Source organism: Vibrio sp. Hal054 (genome assembly GCF_037162405.1).
Taxonomy (GTDB): domain Bacteria; phylum Pseudomonadota; class Gammaproteobacteria; order Enterobacterales; family Vibrionaceae; genus Vibrio; species Vibrio diazotrophicus.
Genome location: NZ_JARLUT010000001.1, coordinates 1,154,384 through 1,180,352 on the forward strand (window position 1 = coordinate 1,154,384; position 25,969 = coordinate 1,180,352).

The 25,969-nt window shown below is 43.8% G+C and carries 20 protein-coding genes; 6 read left to right on the forward strand and 14 right to left on the reverse strand.

Annotated features, from left to right (window positions below):
* Positions 1–56: 56 nt before the first annotated feature.
* The 3 genes from P4S58_RS05350 to P4S58_RS05360 form a co-directional block, all read right to left on the reverse strand.
* On the reverse strand, positions 57–908 hold the full coding sequence (locus tag P4S58_RS05350; protein WP_373279137.1) for a SanA/YdcF family protein: 852 nt from the start codon (positions 906–908) through the stop codon (positions 57–59).
* The gene (locus P4S58_RS05355; RefSeq protein WP_042488356.1) at positions 881–1,204 is read right to left on the reverse strand and encodes a DUF3392 domain-containing protein; all 324 of its coding nucleotides are present in this window, start codon (positions 1,202–1,204) and stop codon (positions 881–883) included. The genes P4S58_RS05350 and P4S58_RS05355 overlap by 28 nt, the downstream gene beginning before the upstream one ends.
* Positions 1,205–1,300: 96 nt before the next feature.
* A complete protein-coding gene (locus P4S58_RS05360) occupies positions 1,301–2,989 on the reverse strand; it encodes an NAD-dependent malic enzyme (RefSeq protein ID WP_042488360.1) in 1,689 nt (562 codons plus the stop codon).
* Positions 2,990–3,209: 220 nt separating this feature from the next.
* Here P4S58_RS05360 and P4S58_RS05365 point away from each other — a divergent pair, with 220 nt between their 5' ends.
* Both P4S58_RS05365 and P4S58_RS05370 read left to right on the forward strand, forming a co-directional pair.
* Positions 3,210–5,558, forward strand: a complete 2,349-nt coding sequence (locus P4S58_RS05365) for a helicase-related protein (protein WP_102964376.1) — start codon at positions 3,210–3,212, stop codon at positions 5,556–5,558.
* Positions 5,559–5,760: 202 nt separating this feature from the next.
* The gene (locus P4S58_RS05370; RefSeq protein ID WP_337163084.1) at positions 5,761–6,138 is read left to right on the forward strand and encodes a transporter; all 378 of its coding nucleotides are present in this window, start codon (positions 5,761–5,763) and stop codon (positions 6,136–6,138) included.
* Between the two features lie 87 nt (positions 6,139–6,225).
* On the opposite strand, the gene P4S58_RS05375 is transcribed toward P4S58_RS05370, so the two are convergent.
* Together P4S58_RS05375 and P4S58_RS05380 are read right to left on the reverse strand one after the other, a co-directional pair.
* On the reverse strand, positions 6,226–7,329 hold the full coding sequence (locus P4S58_RS05375; RefSeq protein ID WP_042488367.1) for a phosphoribosylaminoimidazolesuccinocarboxamide synthase: 1,104 nt from the start codon (positions 7,327–7,329) through the stop codon (positions 6,226–6,228).
* Between the two features lie 327 nt (positions 7,330–7,656).
* Positions 7,657–7,965: a hypothetical protein gene (locus tag P4S58_RS05380; RefSeq protein ID WP_373279138.1), complete on the reverse strand. Its 309-nt coding sequence runs from the start codon at positions 7,963–7,965 to the stop codon at positions 7,657–7,659.
* A gap of 532 nt (positions 7,966–8,497) precedes the next feature.
* Here P4S58_RS05380 and P4S58_RS05385 point away from each other — a divergent pair.
* Together P4S58_RS05385 and P4S58_RS05390 are read left to right on the forward strand one after the other, a co-directional pair.
* Positions 8,498–10,465, forward strand: coding sequence for a GGDEF domain-containing protein (locus P4S58_RS05385; RefSeq protein WP_102968832.1), 1,968 nt, complete (start codon positions 8,498–8,500; stop codon positions 10,463–10,465).
* Between the two features lie 22 nt (positions 10,466–10,487).
* Positions 10,488–12,464, forward strand: a complete 1,977-nt coding sequence (locus P4S58_RS05390; protein ID WP_180980438.1) for a GGDEF domain-containing protein — start codon at positions 10,488–10,490, stop codon at positions 12,462–12,464.
* 12 nt (positions 12,465–12,476) lie between these two features.
* Here P4S58_RS05390 and P4S58_RS05395 read toward each other — a convergent pair whose 3' ends face one another.
* The 5 genes from P4S58_RS05395 to P4S58_RS05415 all read right to left on the reverse strand — a co-directional run bounded on the left by P4S58_RS05395 (position 12,477) and on the right by P4S58_RS05415 (position 16,474).
* Positions 12,477–12,665, reverse strand: coding sequence for a hypothetical protein (locus P4S58_RS05395; RefSeq protein WP_042488375.1), 189 nt, complete (start codon positions 12,663–12,665; stop codon positions 12,477–12,479).
* 219 nt (positions 12,666–12,884) lie between these two features.
* Positions 12,885–13,919 carry a J domain-containing protein gene (locus P4S58_RS05400; RefSeq protein WP_337163088.1) on the reverse strand — a complete coding sequence of 345 codons (1,035 nt, stop codon included), beginning with the start codon at positions 13,917–13,919 and terminating at the stop codon, positions 12,885–12,887.
* Between the two features lie 285 nt (positions 13,920–14,204).
* Positions 14,205–14,873 carry an OmpA family protein gene (locus tag P4S58_RS05405; RefSeq protein ID WP_337163089.1) on the reverse strand — a complete coding sequence of 223 codons (669 nt, stop codon included), beginning with the start codon at positions 14,871–14,873 and terminating at the stop codon, positions 14,205–14,207.
* A 119-nt stretch (positions 14,874–14,992) separates the two neighbouring features.
* Positions 14,993–15,676, reverse strand: a complete 684-nt coding sequence (locus P4S58_RS05410; RefSeq protein WP_337164517.1) for a DUF2786 domain-containing protein — start codon at positions 15,674–15,676, stop codon at positions 14,993–14,995.
* Positions 15,677–15,796: 120 nt separating this feature from the next.
* Positions 15,797–16,474 (reverse strand): DUF3334 family protein, encoded by a 678-nt coding sequence (locus P4S58_RS05415; RefSeq protein WP_337163090.1) that lies wholly within the window; start codon positions 16,472–16,474, stop codon positions 15,797–15,799.
* A gap of 258 nt (positions 16,475–16,732) precedes the next feature.
* Here P4S58_RS05415 and ydiJ point away from each other — a divergent pair, with 258 nt between their 5' ends.
* A complete protein-coding gene (gene ydiJ, locus P4S58_RS05420) occupies positions 16,733–19,771 on the forward strand; it encodes a D-2-hydroxyglutarate dehydrogenase YdiJ (RefSeq protein WP_337163091.1) in 3,039 nt (1,012 codons plus the stop codon).
* 104 nt (positions 19,772–19,875) lie between these two features.
* Positions 19,876–20,337, forward strand: a complete 462-nt coding sequence (locus P4S58_RS05425; protein ID WP_269350960.1) for a methyltransferase family protein — start codon at positions 19,876–19,878, stop codon at positions 20,335–20,337.
* A gap of 72 nt (positions 20,338–20,409) precedes the next feature.
* Here the strand turns inward: P4S58_RS05425 and P4S58_RS05430 are convergent, their stop codons facing one another.
* The 4 genes from P4S58_RS05430 to hutI all read right to left on the reverse strand — a co-directional run bounded on the left by P4S58_RS05430 (position 20,410) and on the right by hutI (position 25,876).
* Positions 20,410–21,129, reverse strand: a complete 720-nt coding sequence (locus P4S58_RS05430; protein ID WP_042488394.1) for a DUF3581 domain-containing protein — start codon at positions 21,127–21,129, stop codon at positions 20,410–20,412.
* 128 nt (positions 21,130–21,257) lie between these two features.
* Entirely contained in the window at positions 21,258–22,793 is a 1,536-nt protein-coding gene (hutH, locus tag P4S58_RS05435) for a histidine ammonia-lyase (RefSeq protein ID WP_102967139.1), read from the reverse strand.
* 11 nt (positions 22,794–22,804) lie between these two features.
* Positions 22,805–24,502: a urocanate hydratase gene (gene hutU / locus P4S58_RS05440; RefSeq protein WP_337163095.1), complete on the reverse strand. Its 1,698-nt coding sequence runs from the start codon at positions 24,500–24,502 to the stop codon at positions 22,805–22,807.
* Positions 24,503–24,670: 168 nt separating this feature from the next.
* Entirely contained in the window at positions 24,671–25,876 is a 1,206-nt protein-coding gene (hutI, locus tag P4S58_RS05445) for an imidazolonepropionase (protein WP_337163096.1), read from the reverse strand.
* Positions 25,877–25,969: the final 93 nt, after the last annotated feature.

Consider the following 25,969-nt stretch of genomic DNA (forward strand, 5'->3'; position numbering starts at 1 on the left):
AAAAAGTGGCAACAATAAATAATGGCGGGAAAAAACCAAGAATTGTCAGCTAAAAGCTATTGCGAGTCGTTGTGTGTCGGGTGTTCTGTCTGTTCTTCAACCATCTGATCTTGTGGTGTTGAGTCTGTGGTCTTTTCAGAATTTGTCGTTGCTTCTTCTAATTCAGTGGTTGGCTCTGACTCAATAATAATTGGTTCTTTAGGGCCTAAGAACTTAGGTTGAGTGTTGAAAATGTAGAGATCGAAAAATGCTTTGGTGCGCGCAAAGACTTCTCGAGTACGAGTCTTAATTCCAGAATGATTAACAGGGTCTGACACTGCAAGGCAGGTGGCATTGATGTCGTGATACTGAGCTATAAACAGAGCACGCTCACAATGGAAGCGTTGTGTGATAATCAAGAAATTATCCGTATCAAAAATACGTTTTGCGCGAACTATGGAATCTAAGGTTCTAAACCCAGCGTAATCCAAGAAAATACTGCCATCAGGTATACCCGCTTTGAGCAAATCCCGTTTCATTGTCCAAGGTTCATTGTAGGAACGGTGCGCATTGTCGCCACTGAGTAAGAAGCGATTTACTTTACCCATATCATAGAGTGAGATAGCTGCATTGATACGGTGTGAATAGTACTCGTTAAGCGTTTTGCCTAGATACTTACTGGTGCCCAAAACCACAGCTACCTGAAATTCAGGAACCTGTGTGATATCGCTGATGATATGGTCTTCACTTCTCAAGCTTACCCAGCGATCGATTCCATAAATGGAGAGTGCGCTTAAGATAATCAAGACAGAGAGAAGTCGTAGACCACGCTTAAGTAACGACATGCCTTTAAACTTATCGTTTTTACATTTACGCATGCGCATACTGAGCGAATTCGATTTTAGATGTGACGATGTTTTTGAGCCCATAATCCAATTACAACGAAACTGCCTGTGACTAAACAAAACATCATGCCCTGTTCTAAGTTTGCGAGTGTCCGAGTTAAGTAAGGGCTAGCTTTGATGATGATTAATCCGTAACCAAACGCATTGACTAAGATAAAGGCGACAGTTCTAAAAATAAAGTGCTGATTACGCATAACACGGCGTAATAAAGCATTAATCTCACCACCGAGCATCACCAGTAAGCAGGCGATTAAGGCAACGGAAATGTCACTCAGATACGGGGCAATATAATGTCCGGCAGGTGCGAAGAAACTTAACATAGGTATTTACCAAACAGAAGATTATTTATTGGGTGAATGGTTGTGTTATACAAAAAGCCCCCGCATTTGGGTTTGTGGGGGCTTAGGTCTGTCGAATTAGAACGCAGTGCGCTTGTAGCGGCGGTATGTTGGTTGCCAGAAATGGTTTTCGATAGCCAGTTCTAGAGCTTCATCCGTAATTTCTAGTGCTACACCTTGCTCAATGGCTTTTTTCGCCACCGCAAAGGCAATTTTCTTCGATACAGAATGGATAGCTTCCAAAGGCGGTAGCAATGGACCATGACCATTAATCGCTAGCGGTGAACACGTTGCTAACGCACGGCTTGATTCCATCAGCATTGCATCTGTTACACGTTTTGCGCCCACAGCAAGAACACCAAGACCAATACCTGGGAAGATGTAGCTGTTGTTACACTGTGCAATTGGGTAAGTTTTACCTTCATGAACCACAGGATCAAATGGGCTACCTGTTGCTACTAGGGCTTCACCATTTGTCCAACGAATAATGTCGTTTGGTGTCGCTTCTACGCGGCTTGTTGGATTCGAAAGCGGGAACACAATCGGACGAGGGCAGTGAAGGTGCATCTCTTTAATCACTTCTTCACTGAACAAGCCTGGTGCGCCAGAAACACCAACAAGAACAGTTGGCTTAGCATTACGAACCACTTCAAGTAATGAATAGCCGTTGTTTTCTGAAACCCAGTCTTTAGTGTTTGATTTTTTCTGAACAAGTCGTTGTTGGAAGTCCAGCAGATTAGGCATACCTTCTTCCAGTAGGCCCCAACGGTCCACCATGTAAACTTGTGAACGAGCTTGCTGATCGGAAATACCTTCAGAAACCATTTGAGCAATGATGGCTTCCGCGATGCCACAACCGGCAGAACCTGCGCCAAGGAAAGTGATACGTTGTTCACATAGTTGTGTTCCAGCCGCTTTACAAGCCGCTAGCAGAGAACCAACAGTAATGGCCGCAGTACCTTGAATATCATCATTGAAGCAGCAGATACGATTTTTATAACGCTCAAGCAGAGGCATCGCGTTTTTCTGCGCAAAATCTTCAAACTGGATAAGCGCATCAGGCCAGCGGTGTTGAACAGCCTGAATGAACTCGTCGACAAACTGATCGTATTCCGCACCCGTAATACGAGGATGACGCCAACCCATGTACATAGGGTCTGCTAAACGTTGTGGATTGTTCGTACCCACATCAAGCACGATCGGCAAAGTGTAAGCCGGACTGATACCGCCACAAGCTGTGTACAGAGATAGTTTACCGATTGGAATACCCATACCGCCGATGCCTTGGTCGCCCAAACCTAGGATACGTTCACCATCGGTAACAACGATGACTTTCACGTTGTGGTTTGCAGCGTTGTTAAGTAGGTCATCAATACGATCACGGTTAGAGTAAGAAATGAATAGGCCACGACCACGACGATAGATATTAGAGAAATTTTCACATGCAGCGCCAACGGTCGGCGTGTAGATGATTGGCATCATCTCTGAAATGTGGTTTTGCACTAAGCGGTAAAAGAGCGTCTCGTTTGTGTCTTGAATGTTGCGCAGATAGATGTGCTTATCCATATCGTTGTCAAAGCTACAATATTGCTGGTAGGCACGAACCACTTGTTCCTGTATTGTTTCGGTTGTTTCAGGCAGTAGCCCTTCTAGATTGAACTGTGCACGTTCTTCCGCTGAGAAACCGCTACCTTTATTTAGTAGAGGTGTGCTCAATAGAGCAGGCCCAGCATATGAAATATACAGAGGGCGTTTGTCGTTATTCATTTTTGGCCTATGGATTTATGTGAAAAGGTTGACACAAAAATGATAACGGCTTGGTGACTGTCTTGTAAATAGACAACCGCTAGACTTCAGAACATTATGCTGCTTTATTCGAGGACGGGATGACGCGAATCGTTATTGGTGCGTCGATGTTAAGCTGCGATTAGAATCTATATTCATCTAAATACATTCATCCATTATTTCTTTTTTCTTGTTATTTATTATGCCATTACTTCCCATTCAGCCTTTAAAATCCGCCTTTTTAACCACGCTTAGCCAATCACCTGTCATTGTTGAAGCAGAAACGGGTTCAGGCAAGTCAACGTGTTTGCCTCTTTGGGCTGCAGAACAAGGCAGAGTACTCGTTATCGAGCCACGCAGAATTGCGTGTACCTCTCTGGCGGAATATTTGGCGTTACAGCGTCAAGAGCGAATCGGGGAAAGCATTGGTTATTCCATAAAGCTGGAAAATCGCTGTAGCGAAGAATCTCAGGTGGTTTTTGTTACCCCCGGTGTGGCATTACGTTGGTTTGCTGAAGACAAGCTGGCGAGCTTTGATATTGTCATGGTGGATGAATTTCATGAAAGACGCTGGGACACAGATTTACTTGTAGCCTTACTTAAACAGCAACAAAGAATCCGATTAATTGTTACCTCGGCAACCCTAGAGGGGGAGCGTTTAGCGGATTATTTAGGTGCAGTCAGGCTAAAAGCCGAAGGGCGAGTTTATGATGTTGCGGTCGAGTACAGAGCCGCTGATTCAAGGCAGTTACCTGACGCTCGTTACCTTGCTGATCGCGTAAAGCAAGAAGTGACAGAGGTACTGACAAGAACCAGCGCAGATATTTTGGTTTTTCTTCCCGGACGTAAAGAAATTCAGCAATGCCAGCAAATGCTCAGCAATATTGAAAATATTCTGGTCGCTCCGCTGCATGCTTCTGTTTCTGATAAAGAGCGCAACCTCGCTCTCACCCCGCAAAATCAGCAAAAAGTGGTGCTGGCGACCAACGTTGCTGAAACCTCACTGACTATCCCCAATATTGGAGCCGTAATTGATAGCGGATTAGAACGCAGAAATGTGCAGCGTAACGGGCGAACCACACTCACCCTAAAACAGATTTCACAAGCAAGCGCCAAACAGAGAAGCGGTCGTGCAGGACGAGTGATGAATGGTATCTCTATTCGTCTTTATGGGCAGCATGCGGCGCTGGAGGCAGTAACACCTCCCTCTATGCAGCGAGAAGAGCTGGTGGAACCTATGCTGGCCGCAGCGAGCTGTGGTCATCGTCTATCGGATTTACATTTTCTAGAGCCGTTACCCGAAAAAACGCGAGTACAAGCAACGAATATTCTCACAGGCATGAAAGCGATCGATGAGCATGGCAACATTACGGAGCATGGTGTTCAGATAGCGCCGCTTCCGGTGGATGCCCTTTATGCCGATCTGGTTGCGCGTATAGATTCCAAGCCTTTAAAAGAGGCGATGATCGATCTCGCTGCCGCGCTTTCCGTTCCGGCTTCGGTTTATAAACTCTCTTCGAACGAAGAGGCTGTAGAAAAGCTCAATCAAGAAGAACCTCAATGCTGTGACGGTCAATTGTTGATTCAACTGGTTCGAGGAAAAGAGTATTCGGCGGTTAACCTTGATCTTGAAGCATTAAAAGAGGCTCAAGGATTGTCTGAGCAAATGAGAGAGATCTACGGACTACCGCAACTAGAAGTGGCTTCTCGATATCAACATCATGCGTTGACTCAAGCGATTGCAGCGCTTCACCCTGAGTTGGTGTTTGTGCGTAGAGAGCGACGGAAAGAAGCACTGGCTAATGGACAAATGGAAGTGCTGATCGGCCGAAATAGTCGATTTTCCTTTAAAGCCGAAGCTGCATTGGTGCTTGACCAGCACAGTTTGCCCGGGCGGGGAGTGAAGCAGACCCTGACACTAGCTACAGTGATGATGCCTGTTTCTTTTGATTTGATAGAAGAACTGCAACTTGGGCATTGGACGCAGGTGGAAGCTAGCCTTGATAATGGTGTGCTGATGTCTGAGCAACAGCTTATTTATGCTGGTCGCGTAATCAAGTCTAAAAGCGTAGAAGCCAGTGGCGAGTTTGCCATTCAATCGATCGTAAACGCCGTTATAGCTGAAAAGTGTTTTGCTGGATTTGCGAAGCAGCGTACAGCCGAGATTGAACTATGGAAAATCTATGTTGAACTGGGGTTGGATGAAAAGACGAAAAACCATGATGACCTGACTTTTACCACATGGTTTGAACAGCAATTGACGGCTTTAGGTATTTGCTCACTTGAAGAGTTGGTCATGTTCAGTGGCGACGATTTCCTGTTTGAAGGTATACCATATTGGGAAAAAGAAGAGTTCGCCGATTTATATCCGCTCGAAATAACCCTAAGTGATATCCAACTTAAGGTTGAGTATTTTGTGCAACGAAAACTGGTGTGCGTCATCTATCAAGGTGGCTTACGCAAAGGCGATCCAAAACGCTGGGAGTTACCTCGTTGGTCCGGTTATCGGGTTCAATATCGCAAAGCCAGCAGAGTCGTAGATATCCGCTGAATATATTTCAAACCTAAAATATTAATCATTAAGGCATAGGTTGTTGAACGCTATAACTACTTTTTGTTGCCAGTTTGGTTTTTATATATCAGCGGCCTTGAAAATATGGGCATAAAAGAACGTTTTTTTATATCGTATTGCTATAAAGTTAGGGATGTCTAATATTGATAACACTGTGTTGCCAATCATGTCGGGGAACAGAATGGATAAATCACAACGAATTCGCGCAGTGTTTGATTACACCACTTTTTTAGGAACCTCAAGTTCTAAGAAATGGGCCTTTTCTGAAGCGCTGAAATCGTTTGCTCCGGTTTTTGGTACGGTCTGGAATGAATCTGTAAAAGAAAGAATGAGCCCCGAAGACAGGCTTTGGGAAATAGCTCTTAATCGCTTATCGAGTAACCACAGCGATGAGTCCAATCTCATTGAGCTGGTGAAGCTAGCGAAACGCGAAGGAATTGAAGAAATTAAACTTGTTATGCCATATGCATTAGATGAACAACAGATTGAGTCTATCCAATCTCACTGTGAAGCTCATATTAAAGCGGGCAAGCAAGACGAGTTTATTATCACTCTGTGATAAATTATTCAGAAATAAAAAGGGCGCTTAACTAATTAGTTTCTTTTGGAAACTGGTAGTTAAGCGCCCTTTTTGCTGATCAGAGGACTAATCAATCAGACCATATTGCTCGTCAAGAATCTTGATGATCTCTTGCTTTGGATTGTCACTTAGCTCGATTTTGTGGCCGACAACTTTCTCAGCTATACCCAAGTAAGTGCGTGAAATATCCATTAGCGCTTCTAGTGGTAAAGCATTGTCACGTGCCAGTGCTTCACGCTCAGGCATACGATCTTTGTTGAGAAGGATATCTGGGTCAGGGAAGTAGTTTAGCAGGAACTGGCGGAAGCCTTCTTTCGAGTTTTCAACAATGTTGCCTTGCAAGTACTGCGCTTCATCCCAGATGCGTGATGAGTCTGGCGTACCCACTTCATCCATGTAGATCAGTTTTTCTGCGCCGTTAGCATCGGTGACATAACCAAATTCAAATTTGGTATCAACGAAAATCTGGCCGATTTCTTTTAGTGCCTGACTAATCACACCGAAGCCTTCTTTAAGAAGTTTTTCGTATAGTGCAATGTCTTCGGCTTTACTGAAATTGAACGCCGCGAAGTTGTCTTCGATATTTTTACGAGTGATGTTCACGTCGTCTGCTTCAGGAACTCCCGGAATGCCTTTAAGGATGCCTTTGGTTGAAGGTGTCATTAGCAGTTCAGGAAGTGCTTTGTCTTTTTCTAAACCTTCAGGAAGCTCAATACCGCAGAACTCGCGTTCGCCTTTTGCGTACGCACGCCACATGGAACCTGTGATGTATTGACGACAAATTGCTTCAATCTTAATTGGCTTAGCTTTTTGAACAATCCAAACAAATGGGTGTGGGATATCCAGAATATGGCTATCTGCTAGACCGTTGTCTTTGAAAAGTTTGAACCAGTGGTTAGAGATCGCATTCAGTGCCGCGCCTTTACCCGGAACGCCTGCAATACCGCCTTCAGCATGCCAGATACAATCGAACGCCGAGATACGGTCGCTGATCACCATGATGGCAAGTGGTGCATCTTCAGCGACATCATAGCCTTTCTCTTTGATAAGGCGACGGCTGTCTTCTTCAGTTAGCCAGTACACAGAGCGAACTTTACCGCTATGAACAGGCTGATGGGTACGAATTGGGAGATCGTCATTGACGGCAAGAACTTGGTCAGCAAGGCTCATGGAGACATTCCTATCTTATTTCAAACGTCATATACCCATCCTACTTATAGACTGGCGCAATGGCAGAGCTAAGAGATTCGGGTATAGAAAGAAGATATCTAAGCACGGTGAGATATCAATTACTGCGCGCATCATACCAGAACTATTTTATGTCGCCATATAAAAAGCAAACGTTTGCTTAAATATCTTTTTGTTCGTAGATATGGTGTAAAAATAGAGTCATACAAACATGCGCAAAATGAAATGCTAGAGAGTGGGGATGTAAAATATTCAGTGAAAAAGCAGAAAAAGCCCTCTCATCGAGAGGGCAAAAGGCAGTTATAGAGATTAGTGAAATTGTGGTGTTGCAGGTTCTAGGAAAAACACTTCACAACGGTATTCTGTTGCTATTTGTTTGAGTAGTTTCTGGCTAACGATATCGATGTTACCAGAGGCAACCACGGCACTCGCGTTACCCGATTGGATGGCCTTCATCACAATGGTGATTTCTGATTGCGATTGCGATGGCTTCATATGAATAATTCTACTGCAATGTATTTGGTGAGCTGCTAGCTCGTGATACTGAGGACGTGGGCACTCACCCGTAAACAGGATCCATTGTTTGTGCTCGGATAGACTTGAAAGGCGAACAAACATATCTGCAGCTTGCGTAGCTGAAAATGAATGATGTTTACTCGTTGGATTTCCAAAGCGAGTTACGTTTGATTCAACACCGAATGATTTGTTAACTAGCAATTCACTATTTAGCATAACACTGTCCTTTTATACATGCTGTACGTGTATACAGTAGTATTAAACCAAATACTGATCAAGAAGAAATTTGTGTTTTTGTGGGAAATTTGAGCAAAAAGTTATGATTGATTTTGTAACTTATTGATAAGTAAATGTGGTTTAAGTGAGTAGAGTTTGGCGACTGGTCAATCGTACATTCAAATTCTGCGGAAGTTAGTGACAGCTGTTAGTCTTACGAATTCTGTACAGGATTAATCGCTGGATCGCTATTTTTATCAAGAAGTTGGAGTCGCGACTATTCAGCGGTTTTATATGCTGTACAGTCATATTTCCCTGAGTCATCAAGATTTAAAGAATTTTCCTACGAGAGCCTCTATAGGCTGGCCTGCCTTGTTTCATTAAACTTGCTGTTGTAATCATTGAGTCGAAGCAGCGAATGAAAGTTGTCCAGCGTTTTTATCATCTCATCTTATTTTTATGTTTGTTGGCCAAGCTAACAGGCAATGCTGTTGCGGCTGACAAATCTACTTATAGTATCGCTATCAGTACTGAAGATATTATTGCTGAAACTCTTTTAGAAAGAGTTGCTCAGGAACTGTCTGTAAATTTCGAGCTGGTCCGTTTTGCTGAATATGCACCAAGATTAGATGCCGTTATTTCTGGTGAGGTTGATTTTGCTTCCAGCGTTACCTATACCGATGAGCGAGCAAAGAACCTGATATTTTCAGCACCAACCAACCTCGAATACACTTATCTTTTTAGTTCAACAAAAACCAATATTAAGGATATTTCAACGCTCGCTGTTCCCAGTGGAACAGTGTTTGCCGAGTTAATGCGAACGCAAAACCCAAATCTTCAGGTTGTTGAGTTCAACACGATCGCTGAAGCCAAAGATTTACTCTTCAGTGGTAAGGTGGAAGGTGTTGTCGATTCAGCGGCTCAATTGAGATTTATGGCATTAGCGGGTATGAATGCCCAACTGCTCAACTATCAATTTCCGTTAAAGCCAGTTTCTCTAGTGACAGCGAAACCTGAGAACATCGAACTGCTAAAAAAAATGGAGCAGTATTTACACCAGCCAGAACGGCAACGCCTAATCAGGACTACTGCTGAGAACTATCAGTTTGAGGTTCAACGCCAAGCGTTACGGAAACGAGTGCTATTTAGTGGTGTTGATTTAAGCCGCCCATTTAAAGTTATTGTCGAGGATTACCGCCGTTATGGCGTACAAAATGACAACGGAAAGGTCATTGGGATTGCCGCTGATGTAATCTTTGAAGCATGTCAGCTTATGCGTCTTGAGTGTGATGTTCAAACCGCTACAGAAGGCGATTGGCAATCCATGTATGAAAGCTTGCGAAGTGGAGAGATAGATATTCTATCGCCGATAGCAATAGTTCCGGGACGGGAAGAACTGGTTCATATCAGTGACCGTTTTTATAAAACAGAAAGCATTGTTGTTAAGCGTAATGGCTATAAAGACGGTGTCTATCGTACCGTTTCTGAACTCATCTCTGAAAGAATAGGGGTGATTAAAGGCGGAATGACGGCAAAGGTTCTTCACCGAAGGCTTCCACACAAGTCATTCCGCACTTATACAACCGCGAAGGAGCAACTGAAAGCGCTGTTGGCCAATGAAGTGGATTATATTGCCATGCCTCGTTTGACTTACAACGAATTGGTTCGCGACACTCGAACAATTCTCCCTATTGTAGAAGATCATACGATAGGCACTGTCTTCAGTTATGGAATTGGCATTGCTTTCAGAAAGAATGATGAAGGTGAAAAACTTTCTGAACTATTCAATGAAGCTATTCGACTCATTGATATGAATAACGTCATAAAAAAATACGATTACCAACCAGATTGGCAACAGACTCTGTTCAGTCAAAAAAAGTTCACTAAGCAGAGTCAGCAACTCTTTCTAGTAATAACGCTGACATTAGTTGTCCTTTCGTACATATGGCATAAACAGTCGATCACAGACAGTTTAACCAAGCTGAAGAATCGTTTGGCTTTATATAAAAAATACAAACATGGTTTGTACCCTGGTCAGATTTTGGTTTATTTCGATGTAAACAAATTTAAAACGGTAAATGATACCTACGGTCATACCGTAGGAGACGAGGTGCTCAAGAAAATCTCTGAAAATATACGTCATTATTGGAACTGTGACAGCTATCGTATCGGTGGTGATGAATTTATTTTAATCGGCAGAATTCGCGAACAAGATATTGAACGAATGTTGTCAAATATTGGTTGCTTTGAGTTTACTGACCATAGTTGCCGAAAATTTAATGTGACAATCTCTTACGGTTATTATTTGTCTAGCAATGATGGTTTATTACTTGATGACTGTATTCATATCGCTGACATCCAAATGTATAAAGCCAAGATGGCTTGAATCTATAAAAATAAGGCAGTCGATGTTTAAGTTTCAATATATTTTATCGCTTGTTATTTTCTTGTGTTCATTAGGAGCGTTAGCAAATAATGAAAGCAGCTATTTAGTAGCAACGGAAACCGATGATGTTATGACAAAGATATTGTTTGATTCGGTATCTAAGAAAAATAATATACATTTTGAATATATAGAATTTGAAAATTTCTCTGATGCATTAGAAGCTGTTGAGCTAGGTTATGTCGATTTTCTTTCGAATGTTACTTATATACCAGAAAGAGCTAGAGCTTTAGATTTTTCTCTGCCGATCGGTATTGAATATATTTATCTCTTTACTTTAGGTAGCGTTGAACTTGATAAAATTTCCATACTGGCTGTACCTGAAGGTACCACAATTAGGAACACCATTGCGGAAGATTTTCCCAATTTAAAATTTGTTGAATTTCATAGCATTGACGAAGCAATTGCTATGTTGCAGTCCCGACAGGTTGATGGGGTCGTTGATGCGATAAACCAGTTAGAAAAGATGATGTTGTCTGGTGTGGATGAACGATTATTCAATGATCATCTCTCTCTACATCCAGTATCAGTTGTTACCCCAAAAGGAAAACATCAGCAATTGCTGCGCCTTATTGAAGCTCATGCGCACACTACAGATTTTCAAAAACTGTTGCGAGAGTCGATTGACAACTATCAATTGTCTGTACGCAAGCAAGCTCTGCGTAAGCAAGTAATCCAAAGTGGTGTCAATGTATTAGAGCCGCTTAAAATAAAGCTAGAAAACATGCCATTATTTGCTAACTATCATACTGACGGCAACGTTGATGGTATTGCTGCTGACATATTGTTCGAAGCCTGTGATGTACTACAGATTGACTGTCAGCTTGTCAGTCAGGCTGATGAATCTTGGGCAAGTATGTACGGCAGTTTAAAAGATCAGACTATTGATGTTTTGTCACCGCTTGCAATTACAGATAAACGTAAGGAACTGTTCTATTTCAGCGAAGGGTATTACAGTCCAGAAGCGATTCTAGTTAAACGTAAACATTATAATGACGGAGTGTATCGTTCTATTTCCGAAATGTTCATTGAAAGAATCGGTGTGGTAGAAGGCAACTTTCTGGCTTCAACTCTTAATCAAATGTTGCCGGAGAAAAAGTTTATATACTATAAGACTCAAGATGACTTATTAAACGGTTTACTGAAAAATGAAGTAGACTATATTGCAATAATTAGAGCAACACTTAATGATAAGTTGCGTCGTTCGAAAAATGTTCTTTCTATTATCGAAGATAAAGATGTGGGTGTTTTCTATTCCTACAACTTGGGTTTTGGGTTCCAGAAAAATGAGAAAGGTAAAAAGTTAGCCGAGCTGTTTTCCAAAGCAATAAATTTGATCGATGTTAAAGGTACGATTGAAAAATATGATTATCCGCCAGATTGGTATACAACGATACAAACACAAAAGAAAATAAGAAGAAATAGTGTTGTTCGGTTTATTTTTATTATTTCTGTTTTAATCAGTGTGGTTTTTATTTTTCATCGACGTTCGATTACTGATGAATTAACACGATTGAGGAACAGACTGGCTCTCTACAAGAAATATGGCAACGTGTTTCCTAAGAATAAAGTTCTTGTCTACTTGGACATCAACAAGTTTAAACTCATTAACGACACTTATGGTCATAGTGTTGGCGATAAGGTACTTAAGCAGCTTGGTAGCAACATTAAACGCTTATGGAAAGGGGATGCATACCGAATCGGTGGGGATGAGTTTGTGTTGATCACCCGCGTTGATGTGCAACAGGCCGAACAAATGCTCGAGAACATTAAGCAGTTTACATTTTCTAACAGCGGTACTGGTGTTGAGTTATTAGTGAGTGTTTCAACGGGGATGGCTTTTGAATTTGAGAAAAACCTTCCCCTCGATGATGTGTTAAATATTGCAGACCAGTCTATGTATCATTCTAAGCACAAATTTCGTCATGCCAATAGAAGTTAATCATTTATAAACTCACAGGGAGTGGGGCTGTTGTCGCTCCCTCATTGCTTGTTCTGCGATGTTGAATTGTCTTACATCCATACGTGCAAAGTCATTGCAACGCTCACATGAATGATGGGCTTTGCCATCTACATATTCGTGTTTTGTCAGTAGTAAACTTGGTCTTTTGCACCAGTCACACACGCCTTCAATAGTAAACATTTCTTCTCCTTACTGGTAATTAAAAGACTCGTCACTCAACTTCTCATTAAGTATGAGAGAGAGAGGACAAGGCTCTTAGCTGTTAGGCGCTAATTTCGCGCGGATTATGCCACAGTTAATTGAATAAGGTTAATGAAATGTTGTCATATTGAGAGTGTTATCGATTGCAAAATCTAAGTATTTAAAAGGGCTGGAGATATTTCTCGATTCTAGTTGTAACTAATTGTTAACTTTATTTAGGATGGTTTTGAGAGCGCCATTTAAGCGCTTCATCTCTTCGTCGCTACCTTTCATATCTGGATGGTAGATCTTGGATAACTGCTTATAGCGAACCTTAATGGCTTTCTCATCAGGTACTTGACTCGGATGATAGCCAAACACAGCGCAGGCAAGTTGAAACTTCTGATCTTGATTTGAGTTCGCTTGGTTTTTTTGTGACCGCTTTAATTCCTGATAAAGAACTTCAAGTTGCCTTTTTTGCTTCTTAATCACGGCGATATTGTCGGCTAGCTTTTGCTCTAGCTGTTGTTGCTCTGTTAACTGGTCTGACGCATCTGCCTCATGCTTTTGTCTTTTTTGGCGCTGATAGAGTGAGGTAACAAGCATTAGTAGAGCAATCGACGCCAGTATCACGACATAAACCCAATTCAGTTTATCTAAGTCTAAACGGGAAGGCGTAGGAAGTGTTTCTTGCTGAGAATTTGCTTCGTTGTCGAGCTGATCAATCGCAGATACCTGTTTTGCTCTTTGCTGGTTGAACTTATCTTCCAATATTTGACTGTATGCTAGCTCGGCTTCAGGAAGTGATTCGGCGGCTGTACGAAACCAAATCTCTGCCATCTGTTGTGACGTCGGGGAGTTTTTTATAGCCTGATACTGATACTGATACTGATACTGCTTGCCTAACTCAAATTGCGCCTTAGCGTTCCCTTGCGTAGCCAGTTTGGTTAGCCAGTAGATGCCTTCAGCAGTATTGGTTTCAGTGCCTTGCCCTCGTAAATACATCTTAGCCAGTTGATGCATTGCTTGAGGCTGATTTCTTTCAGAGGATTGTTGAAACCAGTAAAAGGCTTCGCTTAGATTTTGAGGAATCCCTTCACCAGATTGGTAGCGAAGGGCTAACTGATATTGTGCCACCGCATCGTTATTGCTGGCTTTACTCAATAACTCAGCTATTTGAGGATCCGATGATGTATCTGCATACGAGGAGAAAGCCCAGCAGAGAGAAACAAGCCCTATTAGCAATCGATTCAAGATGACCTTCCGTGTTCTACTTCAGAGAATATACTCTTCCTACTTGAAGCTGCAGCTGTGTTGCCTACGTTCGTTCACCCCAATCACATAATTTATCTATGCTCATGGGGATTCACTCACTTGTCGCCTACCTGCAACTCCAAGTAGTTTGAGTAAAATCCCAGCCTTAAAGCTGGGATTTAAACTAAGTCTATCTTAACGCTAGTCGTTGACGAGTTAAACGGAGTTATCTTTTAAAGCAAATCAAACTCCGTTTTCTGTTGTATGGGCTCTTCAAACGACGGTTTATTTCAACGGTAGAATCTGGATCTCTACGCGGCGGTTACATGAACGACCTTGCACAGTGCTATTTGAGCAAAGCGGGTAACGCTCACCGTTTCCACGAGCAATAGCTCGACCAGTAGCAACACCTTGTGAAACTAGGAATGAACGAACAGATTCAGCACGGCGTTCAGATAGAATTTGGTTGGTATTATCACCGCCAGTGCTATCTGTGTGACCATCAATAACAAGGCTTGTATCAGGGTATTCAACAAGGATACGAGCAACACCACGAAGTGTGTTGTGGATACTTGAATCAAGTTGGTAGGAGTTGGTAGAGAAACCGATACCGTTTTCCAGACGAAGAAGCAGTTGGTTTTCGCCCACACGTTCTACTTGTACGCCTGAATTTAAAAGTTCTTGACGAAGCGCCGCTTCCTGCTGATCAAAGTAGTAACCAACACCACCACCAACAGCTGCACCGCCTGCAGCACCAATAAGTGCGTATTTGCGACGCTCTTTTGCGTCATCGCCGGTCGCTAAACCTGCAGCTGCTCCAGCTAGAGCACCGAGTAAAGCACCTTTGGTCGCAGAGTTCGTTTCTGTTTCACCGGTTGTCGCGTTTTGGCGTTGAGTTGCCTGACAGCCAGATAATGCAATTGCCACTGCTAGGGCCAATGTAATTTTTTTCAAGGTATCTACTCCATGTCTTGTTTTTTTTGCCGCATGCATCAGACGAAATTCGAAGGAGAAGATCAACTAGGAAAAGTCTGATTTGACGTAGGACTGACGAAAAACTTTCAACGAAAGGTCTACTTCAATAGTTTAGGTGCTTGTGCACCATTTATCGGGCGATTGACAGAAACTCTGCGACCTTTTTTTAAACCTACTTCATAATCCGCAGTCAGGTTTTTCATTGCCTCACGCAGCTGTTGCTTGAACGTTTCGCGGTCAACGTTCTTAAATTCCTTATCAATGTAGTCGTTGATTTTGTTTGCAGAGTCTTCATCCGGCGATATGACAGGAAGTTTTTCCAGCGCACCTTCAATCCATCCAGAAACAAAAGAACTGACACGTCTATTTACTTCAAGTGTCGATGTCCCGCTGCCGGCAAAGCTGTTGCGGAATTGTCCTGTATGTTCGTTCATTTCTCTGTAAACAATATCAAAAGCAAATGCGGCGAAGATGGCTCTATCGGCTTCACCAATGAACTCTACGCGTTTTAAACCTTTGTGATTGATAAGCACAGCTTCTACACCAAACTTAGTATTGATACCACGAATGATGCGTAATATACCTGAGCTGATAGAGGCGGGCAGTAAGTGGCTAGACTGTGTTTTACCCAGTTTAATGAATTCAATATCATCTTTATCAAGACCATATTTCAGCATTAAACGGTGCGCCATTTTTATCGCATTGGCGGCTTCGTTTACGTTTGCTGAGTTTCCAAGCTCTAAACACTTGGCAATTTTTTTCAGGGCTTTCTTTTTATCAATCGACATTCAAAAACTTTAGGGTCTGTTGACCTATTACCGAGATTAGAAAAGTCCGATATTTTAACGTTTTTGCAGCATTAGGGGAAGGGAAGAAGCCACCTTTGTGGGTGGCAACTAATACTATAAGCCTAGTTCGTCCAACAGGTCTGATGCAATGTCATCCTCTTGCTTATCTTCTTTCTTTGCCGTTAAACCTTTCTGAGTACTTTCAAGAATAGAATCTGGACTTTCGTCTTCGGCCATTTCGAAGTCTTCAAGTTGGATAAACTCTGTTTTATCCATGGCGAGTTCTAAGTAGAAAATGTTGTTTTTCTCAGTAGAGAAAGTCACTCGTCTCACTTGAGGTCTGTCGAGGTTGGTATCGACAGATAGAATAACCTGCTTATTCAAAGACAACATTTTTGGTTGGTTCTGGGTGATGTTGGTTTGTAGCTCTTTGCGGATCTTGTTGGTGAAGTCACCAACCAACTGGTTCATCAGTTCGCCCAGAACGTCACCCACTTCGTCAGAAGTGTGCAGAATAGCCAGTTCTTCTTCAGGCATACCCATGCTACGCATGTAGTTTGTGTAAACCTCAAGGGCAGCTTTTGCGGTAAAGTTGATAACGACTAGTCCCGAAAAGCCACCATCAAATAGCACAAAACAACCAAAATCTGGTTTAAGAGAGGTTTTGTTGATTTTCTGCACCATCGCCGAATAGTTGATGTTGGAGTCGGTTGCGGAAGTAAGAACTGAAGAGACGGATTGACACAGCTTTAGCAAGATATCTTCCGTGGTTACGATTTTGTTTTTTCTCATGGTGTATCCGTAAAGGCCAATCGGCCTTGGTAATGCATAACAACTTTTTAGCCCAGCTTTTTGGCAAACGTTTGCACAGCTGTAACTTTATGTTTTCAAGCGAATCGAATTTGAACAGTTAGAAAAATGTATTTGATTCGCTCTGTCAACGAGATTCTGATTTGATCACCTTTTCAAATGTTGTAAAGTGACCGAATTCATATAATTAACCTATAAACCCATAGCTGATTGGATCAGCGACTTACGGGCAGGAAGCAAATGTTACCAAGACTTCACTTTCAATCTGATGTCGATCCGGTTGTATTAACGTTTTTACATGAACTAGAAGCTGCTGGTTTTACCGGCGATATCGAAACTCAATATTCTAGCCGTTTGGCAGTAGCCACTGATAACAGTGTATACCAACAACTTCCCCAAGCTGTGATTTTGCCTAAATCTACGGAAGATGTGGCCCTAATCGGTAAGATGAGTGCTAAACCTGAATTTGAAAGAGTGACTTTTTCGCCACGTGGTGGTGGCACGGGTACTAACGGTCAGGCTCTGACTAAAGGTATCGTGGTCGATCTTTCTCGTTACATGAATCAGATTCTTGAAATCAATGCTGAAGAAGGCTGGGTTCGTGTTCAAAGCGGTGTGATTAAAGACCAGCTCAATGATGCTGTTCGTCCATACGGCTTTTTCTTCTCACCCGATCTTTCCACCAGTAACCGCGCAACGATAGGCGGTATGGTCAACACTGACGCTTCTGGTCAGGGTTCATTGAAATACGGTAAAACCTCTGATCACGTTTTGTCTCTGCAAGCGGTTTTCGCTGATGGTTCGATTCTTGAAACTGACATGTCACATGGCACGCCAGATGAAGGTAACTATGCTTATCAAGCGATGCAGGTGACGGAAGCGGTATGTCGTAATAAGCGCCAGCAGATTGTTGACAAGTTTCCTCCTCTTAACCGTTTTCTCACTGGTTATGACCTGAAAAATGCCATCGATGAAGAATCGGGAGAGTTCAATATCACTCGCGTTCTTTGTGGTGCGGAAGGTTCTTTGGCGTTCATCACTGAAGCCAAACTTAATCTGACTCGTATTCCTAAAGCACGTACCTTAGTGAACGTGAAATACGACAGCTTTGATTCTGCCTTACGTAATGCGCCTCTTATGGTCGAAGCGGATGCGTTATCTGTTGAAACGGTCGATTCTAAGGTTCTTAACCTTGCCAAAGAAGATATCGTTTGGCACAGCGTCAGTGACCTTATCACGGACGTTCCGGGTAAAGAGATGCAAGGCATCAATATCGTTGAATTCGCAGATCAGGACGAAGCAACGGTAGATTCTTTAGTGGCAAAGCTTACAGCAAGTCTTGATGAAGCTTTGGCTAATCAGCAAGGCGGCATTATCGGCTACCAAGTGTGCACGGATTTAGCCAGCATCAACCGTATCTATAACATGCGCAAGAAAGCGGTAGGTCTGTTGGGTGCAGCGAAAGGGCGAGCTAAACCAGTACCGTTTACCGAAGATACCTGTGTTCCGCCTGAAAACTTAGCGGACTTCATTGCTGAATTCAGAGAACTATTGGATTCGAAGCAACTTGCTTACGGCATGTTTGGTCACGTCGATGCGGGTGTATTACACGTTCGTCCTGCATTGGATCTTTGCGATCCGAAGCAAGAGCTGATGATGCACGAAATCTCTGATGAAGTGGTCAAGCTGGTGGCGAAATATGGCGGTTTGATGTGGGGCGAACACGGAAAAGGCTTCCGTTCTGAGTACGGTCCGGCATTCTTTGGTGAAGAACTGTTTACCGAACTGCGCCGCGTGAAAGAAGCCTTCGACCCGCACAATAAGATGAATCCGGGCAAAATCTGTACGCCGCTCAACACCAATTTTGAATTGGTCAAAGTGTCAGACAGAAAACGTGGTTATTACGATCGTCAAATTGATGTTCAAGTGCGTGACAGCTTTAAACAAGCGATGGAATGTAATGGCAACGGCTTGTGTTTCAACTACGAAACCAGCTCACCTATGTGTCCGTCAATGAAAGTCACGGCGGATCGTCGTCACTCGCCGAAAGGTCGTGCGGGTCTGGTGCGTGAATGGCTGCGTCAGCTTACAGAGCAGGGTATTGATATTCTGGATCTGGAAAATCAAACACTGTCCAAGACGGCCAGCATCAAAACCATGATTGACCGAATTCGCAATCGCATCAACCAACGTCACGAATATGACTTCTCGCACGAAGTCTATGAAGCGATGAATGGCTGTTTGGCGTGTAAAGCGTGTGCAAGCCAGTGTCCAATCAAAGTTGATGTTCCTAGTTTCCGTTCACGTTTCTTAAATATCTATCACTCACGCTATCAGCGTCCGGTGAAAGATTATTTGGTGGCAAATATCGAAACCATGTTACCGCTGATGGGCAAAGCACCAAAGCTGGTTAATGGTGTTTTGGAACAAAAATGGGTTCAAAGCCTAACCGCAAAAACGGTTGGCTATGTGGATGCGCCATTACTGACTGTTCCTACGCTTGCACAGCGTACACGTCGTCACCCAGTTGCTACTTTTGATATGCAGTATTTGGCTGGTATCTCTAAAGATGAGCGTGAGCAACATGTCATCATCGTTCAAGACCCATTCACCAGTTATTACGATGCTGAAGTGGTAGAAGACTTCATCGCATTAGCCATTAAACTGGGTAAGAAGCCGGTGTTGTTACCGTTCAAGCCAAACGGCAAAGCGCAACATATCAAGGGCTTCTTGAAGCAGTTTAAAGCAACGGCAGAAAGTACAGCGGCTTTCCTAGAGAAGGTGGCGGATCTTGAAATTCCGATGGTTGGCGTTGATCCGGCTTTGGTACTTTGCTATCGCGATGAATACGCAGAAGTGCTTGGCGACAAGCGTGGCGATTTCTCTGTGTTAACGGTTCATGAGTGGATGAAACCGCGTCTGTCTGAGTTTGCTACTACAGACAGCACCAACGGCGAAGCTTGGTATTTACTCGCGCACTGTACCGAAAAAACCAAGTTACCGAACGCTGAAAAAGAGTGGGGCGAAATTTTTGCTCACTTTGGCGGACTGTTAAAAACAGTACCTGTTGGTTGTTGTGGTATGGCGGGTACGTTTGGTCATGAGCTTGATAAGCTGCAAATGTCGAAAGATATTTACGGGCTAAGCTGGAAACCAAGTTTAGAAAAACTGCCAAAAGAACGCTGCTTGATCACGGGCTACTCTTGCCGCAGTCAGGTAAAGCGTTTTGAGCACATTAAGCCTAAACATCCGTTACAGGCGTTATTAGAGTTAATCTAGTTCTGAATATGAATAGTTAAGCCCGACATTGTCGGGCTTAACTTTATCTATCATTATTAGACGACTAAGTTTATCAATTGAATATGTGCTAATGGAGAAAACCAATGCATCGACTGGAACTCAAAATTCCGCCAGTAGCCGTGTTTTTGATTGCTATGGTACTGATTAATCGCTTTGCCCATATCTTCACATTTGCTCATATTCCATTGCCCTATGTCGGCGTAGTCTGGAGTATCTGTTTTGTGCTTTCGGGTTTTATTGGTATTGCTGGTATCTATGAGTTTCGTAAAGCGAAAACAACGGTAAACCCGACAAAACCCCATCAAGCCACGAGCATAGTAGAAAGCGGTATCTTTCACTATTCACGCAATCCTATGTATTTAGGGTTGTTGCTGCTGTTGATTGGTTTTGCTTACTGGCAACAGAATGGTTTGAGTTTGCTTACCTGTGTTGGGTTCGTTTGGTATATGAATCGCTTTCAGATAGAGCCTGAGGAGCGCACCTTGACGCAGATTTTTGGTCAGCCTTATGTTGACTATAAAACCCGTGTCCGTCGCTGGATATAAAGCCAATCTGCTTGTGAGATAAATAAAAAGCCCCACTCAATGGAGTAGGGCTCAGTTATTCTTTAGGACGATTTAAGCTGCAAGCTGAGCTAAAAAGGTCTCTTTGCGTTCGTTAAAGCGATTCACTAGATCGTCAATTTCACTTTGTTCGTAAGGTTTCAGGCCACTTGCAACCATGCGTTTCACGCCGTGACCGACAACCACACCTTCTTCTTTAAATGCGAAAGTCATTGTCACTACGCCGCGCTTACCATCCACATCGAAAGTTGCGCCAGTGTATTCTACTTCTGGGTGTGTCAGGTCTAGACGATCAAATTCTACTTCCATGCTTTCATAGATAACCAAGGGACGCTGAGGGTTAATCATCATCTGTTGTTCTTCCATCAAAGGCACCATGATATGAGGGAAGTTCATACCAGAGAACTGAACGTAATTAGTAACAACGTGTTCAATGAATGCTGGATTGTGGCTAACTTCACCTTCTCGGCTCATGTGCAGATATTCTTTACCTGCTTCATCAACCACGGCGCTCTCTTTTTCGCACTTGTTTTCAATGTGCAGAGCAATACCGTCGTTCACCATGCCAGAAAACTTAAAGCGCATCTTTTTGCTGATGCCTTCTTTTTGTAGCAACACTGCGAATAGGAGATCACCCGGTACACAGAAGCGTTTGCTGTCTTCATCGTGAATAGGGTTGTAGTCACCCGCCACTTTTTTCGCGAAATGGCTAGCTTGTTCGCGAGTGAATTGGAATTGTTTATCTTGGCTTGAGAAGTATGGTGTTAGAAACATAATTTACGCTATTTCACAAAAACTGCGTGGATTATAACTGCTAAAGTTTTTTTAATGGTCCAATCAGTCAAATTAGGTGCAGATCAGTTAAAAAAAGAGCCCCGAAGGGCTCTAGTTACCAGTTTAGATTATTGAAGACTTGGCAAAATATTTGCTGGCATCAGGTGGTTGTGAACCGCCAGTTCAAGCAACGTATTCGCTTGTTCAATATCTGGTGAGAAGTAACGGTCTTTATCGTAGAACGGTACTTTATCACGCAGGATTTGCTTCGCTTCTTCAACGCGAGCTGAAGATTTATTCGGTGCGCGGAAATCCAAACCTTGAGCCGACGATAAGTATTCAACCGCCAAGATACCGCGAGTGTTTTCACTCATATCGCGTAGGCGGCGACCAGCAAAGGTAGCCATAGAGACGTGGTCTTCTTGGTTTGCTGAGGTTGGCAAACTGTCTACAGATGCTGGGTGAGCCAGTGTTTTGTTCTCACTAGCTAGTGCTGCTGCAGTAACCTGCGCAATCATAAAGCCGGAGTTTACACCGCCGTTATCGACTAGGAACGGAGGCAGTTTGCTCAGTGCGCTGTCGATAAGCAGAGCCATACGACGTTCTGACAAGCTACCAATTTCAGCGATAGCAAGCGCTAAGTTATCTGCTGCCATTGCCACAGGCTCAGCGTGGAAGTTACCACCAGAGATGATGTCGCCATCTTCTGCAAATACCAATGGGTTGTCTGAAACAGAGTTTGCTTCCGTTTGCAGAATATCTGCCGCGTTACGGATTTGAGTTAAGCATGCACCCATCACCTGAGGCTGGCAACGCAGTGAATATGGGTCCTGAACCTTTTCACATGAAGTATGTGACTGACCAATTTCACTGGTTTCATCCAGCAAGTGACGGTATGCCGCTGCTGCGTCAATTTGACCTTGGTGACCGCGTACTTCGTGGATACGGTGATCAAAAGGACGACGGCTGCCGAGTGCGGCTTCAACTGACATCGCACCACATACGGTTGCGGAGGCAAACAAGTCTTCTGCCATAAATAGGCCTTCAAGCGCAAACGCTGTTGATGCTTGAGTACCATTGAGCAGAGCAAGACCTTCTTTTGGAGCAAGAGTGATTGGAGACAAACCAGCAAGCTTCAGTGCTTCTAAGCCCGAGATAATTTCACCATTATGACGCGCTTGACCTTCGCCAAGAAGAACTGTGCTCATATGAGCCAGAGGTGCTAGGTCACCGGATGCACCGACAGAACCTTTTTTAGGAACACATGGGTAAACTTGGTGGTTAACCAGCGTCATCAGTGCTTCTAGAACTTCTAAACGAATACCAGAAAAACCACGCGCTAAGCTGTTGATTTTCAGAACCATCATCAGGCGAACGGTTTCGTCTGACATGAATTTCCCAATACCTGCTGCGTGAGACAGAACAATACTTCTTTGTAGTGTTTCTAAATCTTCAGGGGCAATTTTGGTGTTTGCTAGCAAACCAAAACCTGTGTTGATGCCGTAAACAGTGCGACCTTCAGCAATCACTTGTTCAACCACTTTAGTGCTGCGCTCGATAGCTGGAATTGCTTCTGGATCAAGAGAAAGAATCACAGGAGAACGGCTAACGTTACGCAGTTGGTTTAGCGTTAGAGTGCCCGGTTTAATGACTAAATTTAACATTTATGATGTCCTTACTTCAGTTTAGCCAGCTCTTCATTGAGCATTGGTAGGTCAAGTTTTTGCTCTTTTGCACAGCGTTTTGCGATATCGTAACCGGCATCTGCGTGACGCATAACACCCGTTGCTGGGTCGTTGTGAAGAACGCGAGCGATACGCTCAGAAGCGTCTTGAGTACCGTCACAACAAATCACCATACCAGAATGTTGAGAGAAACCCATGCCTACGCCACCACCGTGGTGCAGAGAAACCCAAGTTGCGCCGCCTGCCGTGTTAAGCAGTGCGTTCAGTAGTGGCCAGTCAGAAACAGCATCTGAACCATCCATCATACCTTCGGTTTCACGGTTTGGACTTGCTACTGAACCTGAGTCTAGATGGTCACGACCAATGACGATAGGGGCTTTAAGTTCGCCATTCTTAACCATTTCGTTAAATGCCTGACCTAGACGCTCACGATCTTTCAGACCAACCCAACAGATACGTGCTGGTAGACCTTGGAAGCTGATGCGCTCACGAGCCATATCCAGCCAGTTGTGTAGATGAGGGTTATCTGGGATCAACTCTTTTACTTTTTGGTCTGTTTTGTAGATATCTTCTGGGTCACCAGATAGTGCCGCCCAACGGAATGGACCAATACCTTCACAGAATAGTGGGCGGATATAAGCTGGTACAAAACCTGGGAAGTCGAATGCGTTTTCTACGCCTTCTTCTAATGCCATTTGACGGATGTTGTTGCCGTAGTCCAGAGTCGCAGCGCCGCGAGCTTGTAGCTCAAGCATTGCACGTACTTGTACCGCCATTGATGCTTTTGCTGCTTTCACTACTTTTGCTTCGTCGCTGTTACGCATTTCAGCAGCGTATTCCATGCTCCAACCTTGTGGTAGGTAGCCATTTAGCGGGTCGTGTGCAGACGTTTGGTCTGTTACTACGTCTGGCGTGATGTTGCGATCAACCAACTCTTGGAAAATATCCGCAGCGTTACCTAGTAGACCGACAGATACTGGCTCATCAGATTCGTTGATGATCGCTAATGCTTCATCTAGGCTTGTTGCTTTCTTATCAACGTAACGTGTACGTAGTCGGTAATCGATACGTGATTCATCACATTCAACAGCGATCATAGAGAAACCCGCCATGGTCGCCGCTAGAGGCTGAGCGCCACCCATACCGCCAAGACCGCCAGTCAGAACCCAACGACCTTTTGCTTCGCCGTTGAAGTGCTTCTTAGCAACCGCAACGAAAGTCTCGTAAGTACCTTGGACGATGCCTTGTGAACCGATGTAGATCCAAGAACCTGCGGTCATTTGTCCGTACATCATCAAGCCTTCTTTATCCAGCTTGTTGAAGTGCTCCCAGTTTGCCCAGTGAGGAACAAGGTTTGAGTTTGCAATCAGTACGCGTGGGGCATTTTTGTGTGTAGGGAACACACCCACAGGTTTACCAGACTGAACAACCAGAGTTTGGTCTTCTTCTAGGCGCTCTAGAACTTCAACGATTTTGTCGTAACATTCCCAGTTACGCGCAGCGCGGCCGATACCACCATAAACCACAAGTGCATGTGGGTGTTCGGCTACATCTGGGTCTAAGTTGTTCATCAACATACGAAGCGGCGCTTCAGTTAACCAAGATTTTGCACGAAGTGTTGTTCCGTGTGGTGCACGAATAGTGCGGCTAGTATCAAGACGTGAACCTTGGTTTTGGTGCTGCGTCATGTGAGACTCCTTTTCATCATTAATCGATTTGGCCTTTTGAGTGCCAAACATCATTTGGTTTAAGCTCGGTTTCCGTAGAGCTTGAGTAAATCGTTTCTCTGCGTAAGCTGAGATTTAACTGCGTAGCGGTGAGGGTTTAGCCACTACGCGCAAAAAATTTGTTTAGAGTTAGTCGTTGCAGATTGCTCCATCCACGATACGAGCGTACAAGCGTGGTACGCCCACTTGGTAGCTGAGATCTGCTGGATGGTCGATGTTCCAGATGGATAGGTCAGCGTCGAAACCAACAGAAACCTGACCGCGAGAATCGCCATAACCCAGAGCTTTTGCTGCATGGCAAGTTACACCACGCAAACTCTCTTCTGGTGTTAGTCCAAACAGAGTGCAGCCCATGTTCATCATCAGAGTTAAGTCTGCAAAGGGAGAGGTGCCCGGATTGATATCCGTAGCTAAAGCCATAGGAACCTTATGTTGGCGAAGCAGTTCAATTGGTGGCTTTTGCGTTTCACGTAGGAAATAGAATGCGCCAGGAAGCAGCATTGCAACTGTCCCCGATTGTGCCAATGCCTCTACACCCTGTTCATCAAGATATTCAATATGGTCTGCAGATAAGCCGTTATAGCGAGCAGTCAACGCTGTGCCGCCGAGGTTAGAAAGCTGCTCTGTGTGACCTTTCACATTTAAGCCATGCTCGATAGCGCAGCGGAATACTTTTTCGGTCTGCTCTAGATTAAAGCCAATTGACTCACAGAACACATCCACGCTGGTGGCGAGCTCTTGCTCTGCAACCAGAGGGATTATCTTTTGGCAGATATGCTCGATGTAATCGTCTGGGCGATCTTTATATTCAGGAGGGAGTGCGTGAGCCGCTAGTAACGTTGTTGTGATTTTTACTCGACGATGCTGCTCAAGCTCTTTTGCCGCTTTCAGCATCTTAATTTCATCTTCCAGTGTCAGGCCATAGCCAGATTTCACTTCAACGGAAGTGACACCGCTTTGCAGCAGTCCGTCTAATCTTGGCAGAGCCGTTTCCACTAACTGGCAAATTGAAGCTTTACGTGTGGCGTTAACGGTAGAAAGAATACCGCCACCTTGCGCTGCGATGGTCTGGTAAGGCACGCCTTGCAGACGCATTTCGAATTCATTGGCGCGATTACCTTCAAAGATAAGGTGGGTATGAGCATCAATAAGCCCCGGAGTAACCAGCTTACCTGTGCAATCAACGACAAAGTTATGTGTGGTATCTACGCTTTGATTGGTAATGGCTTCAATACGCCCGTTCTTAATGACGATCGTTTTAGGCTGACTAGGTTGGTAGCCTTCGGTTCCAGCTTCCATGCTGACAATGCGAGCGTTAGTTAAAACGAGTTCCATAACATTCCTACTTCTTTAGACGACCGTTATCGAGTGGGTCGTAACGTATTGCAGTTTTATTTGTATGTTTAAATGTATATACAATTAATAGTG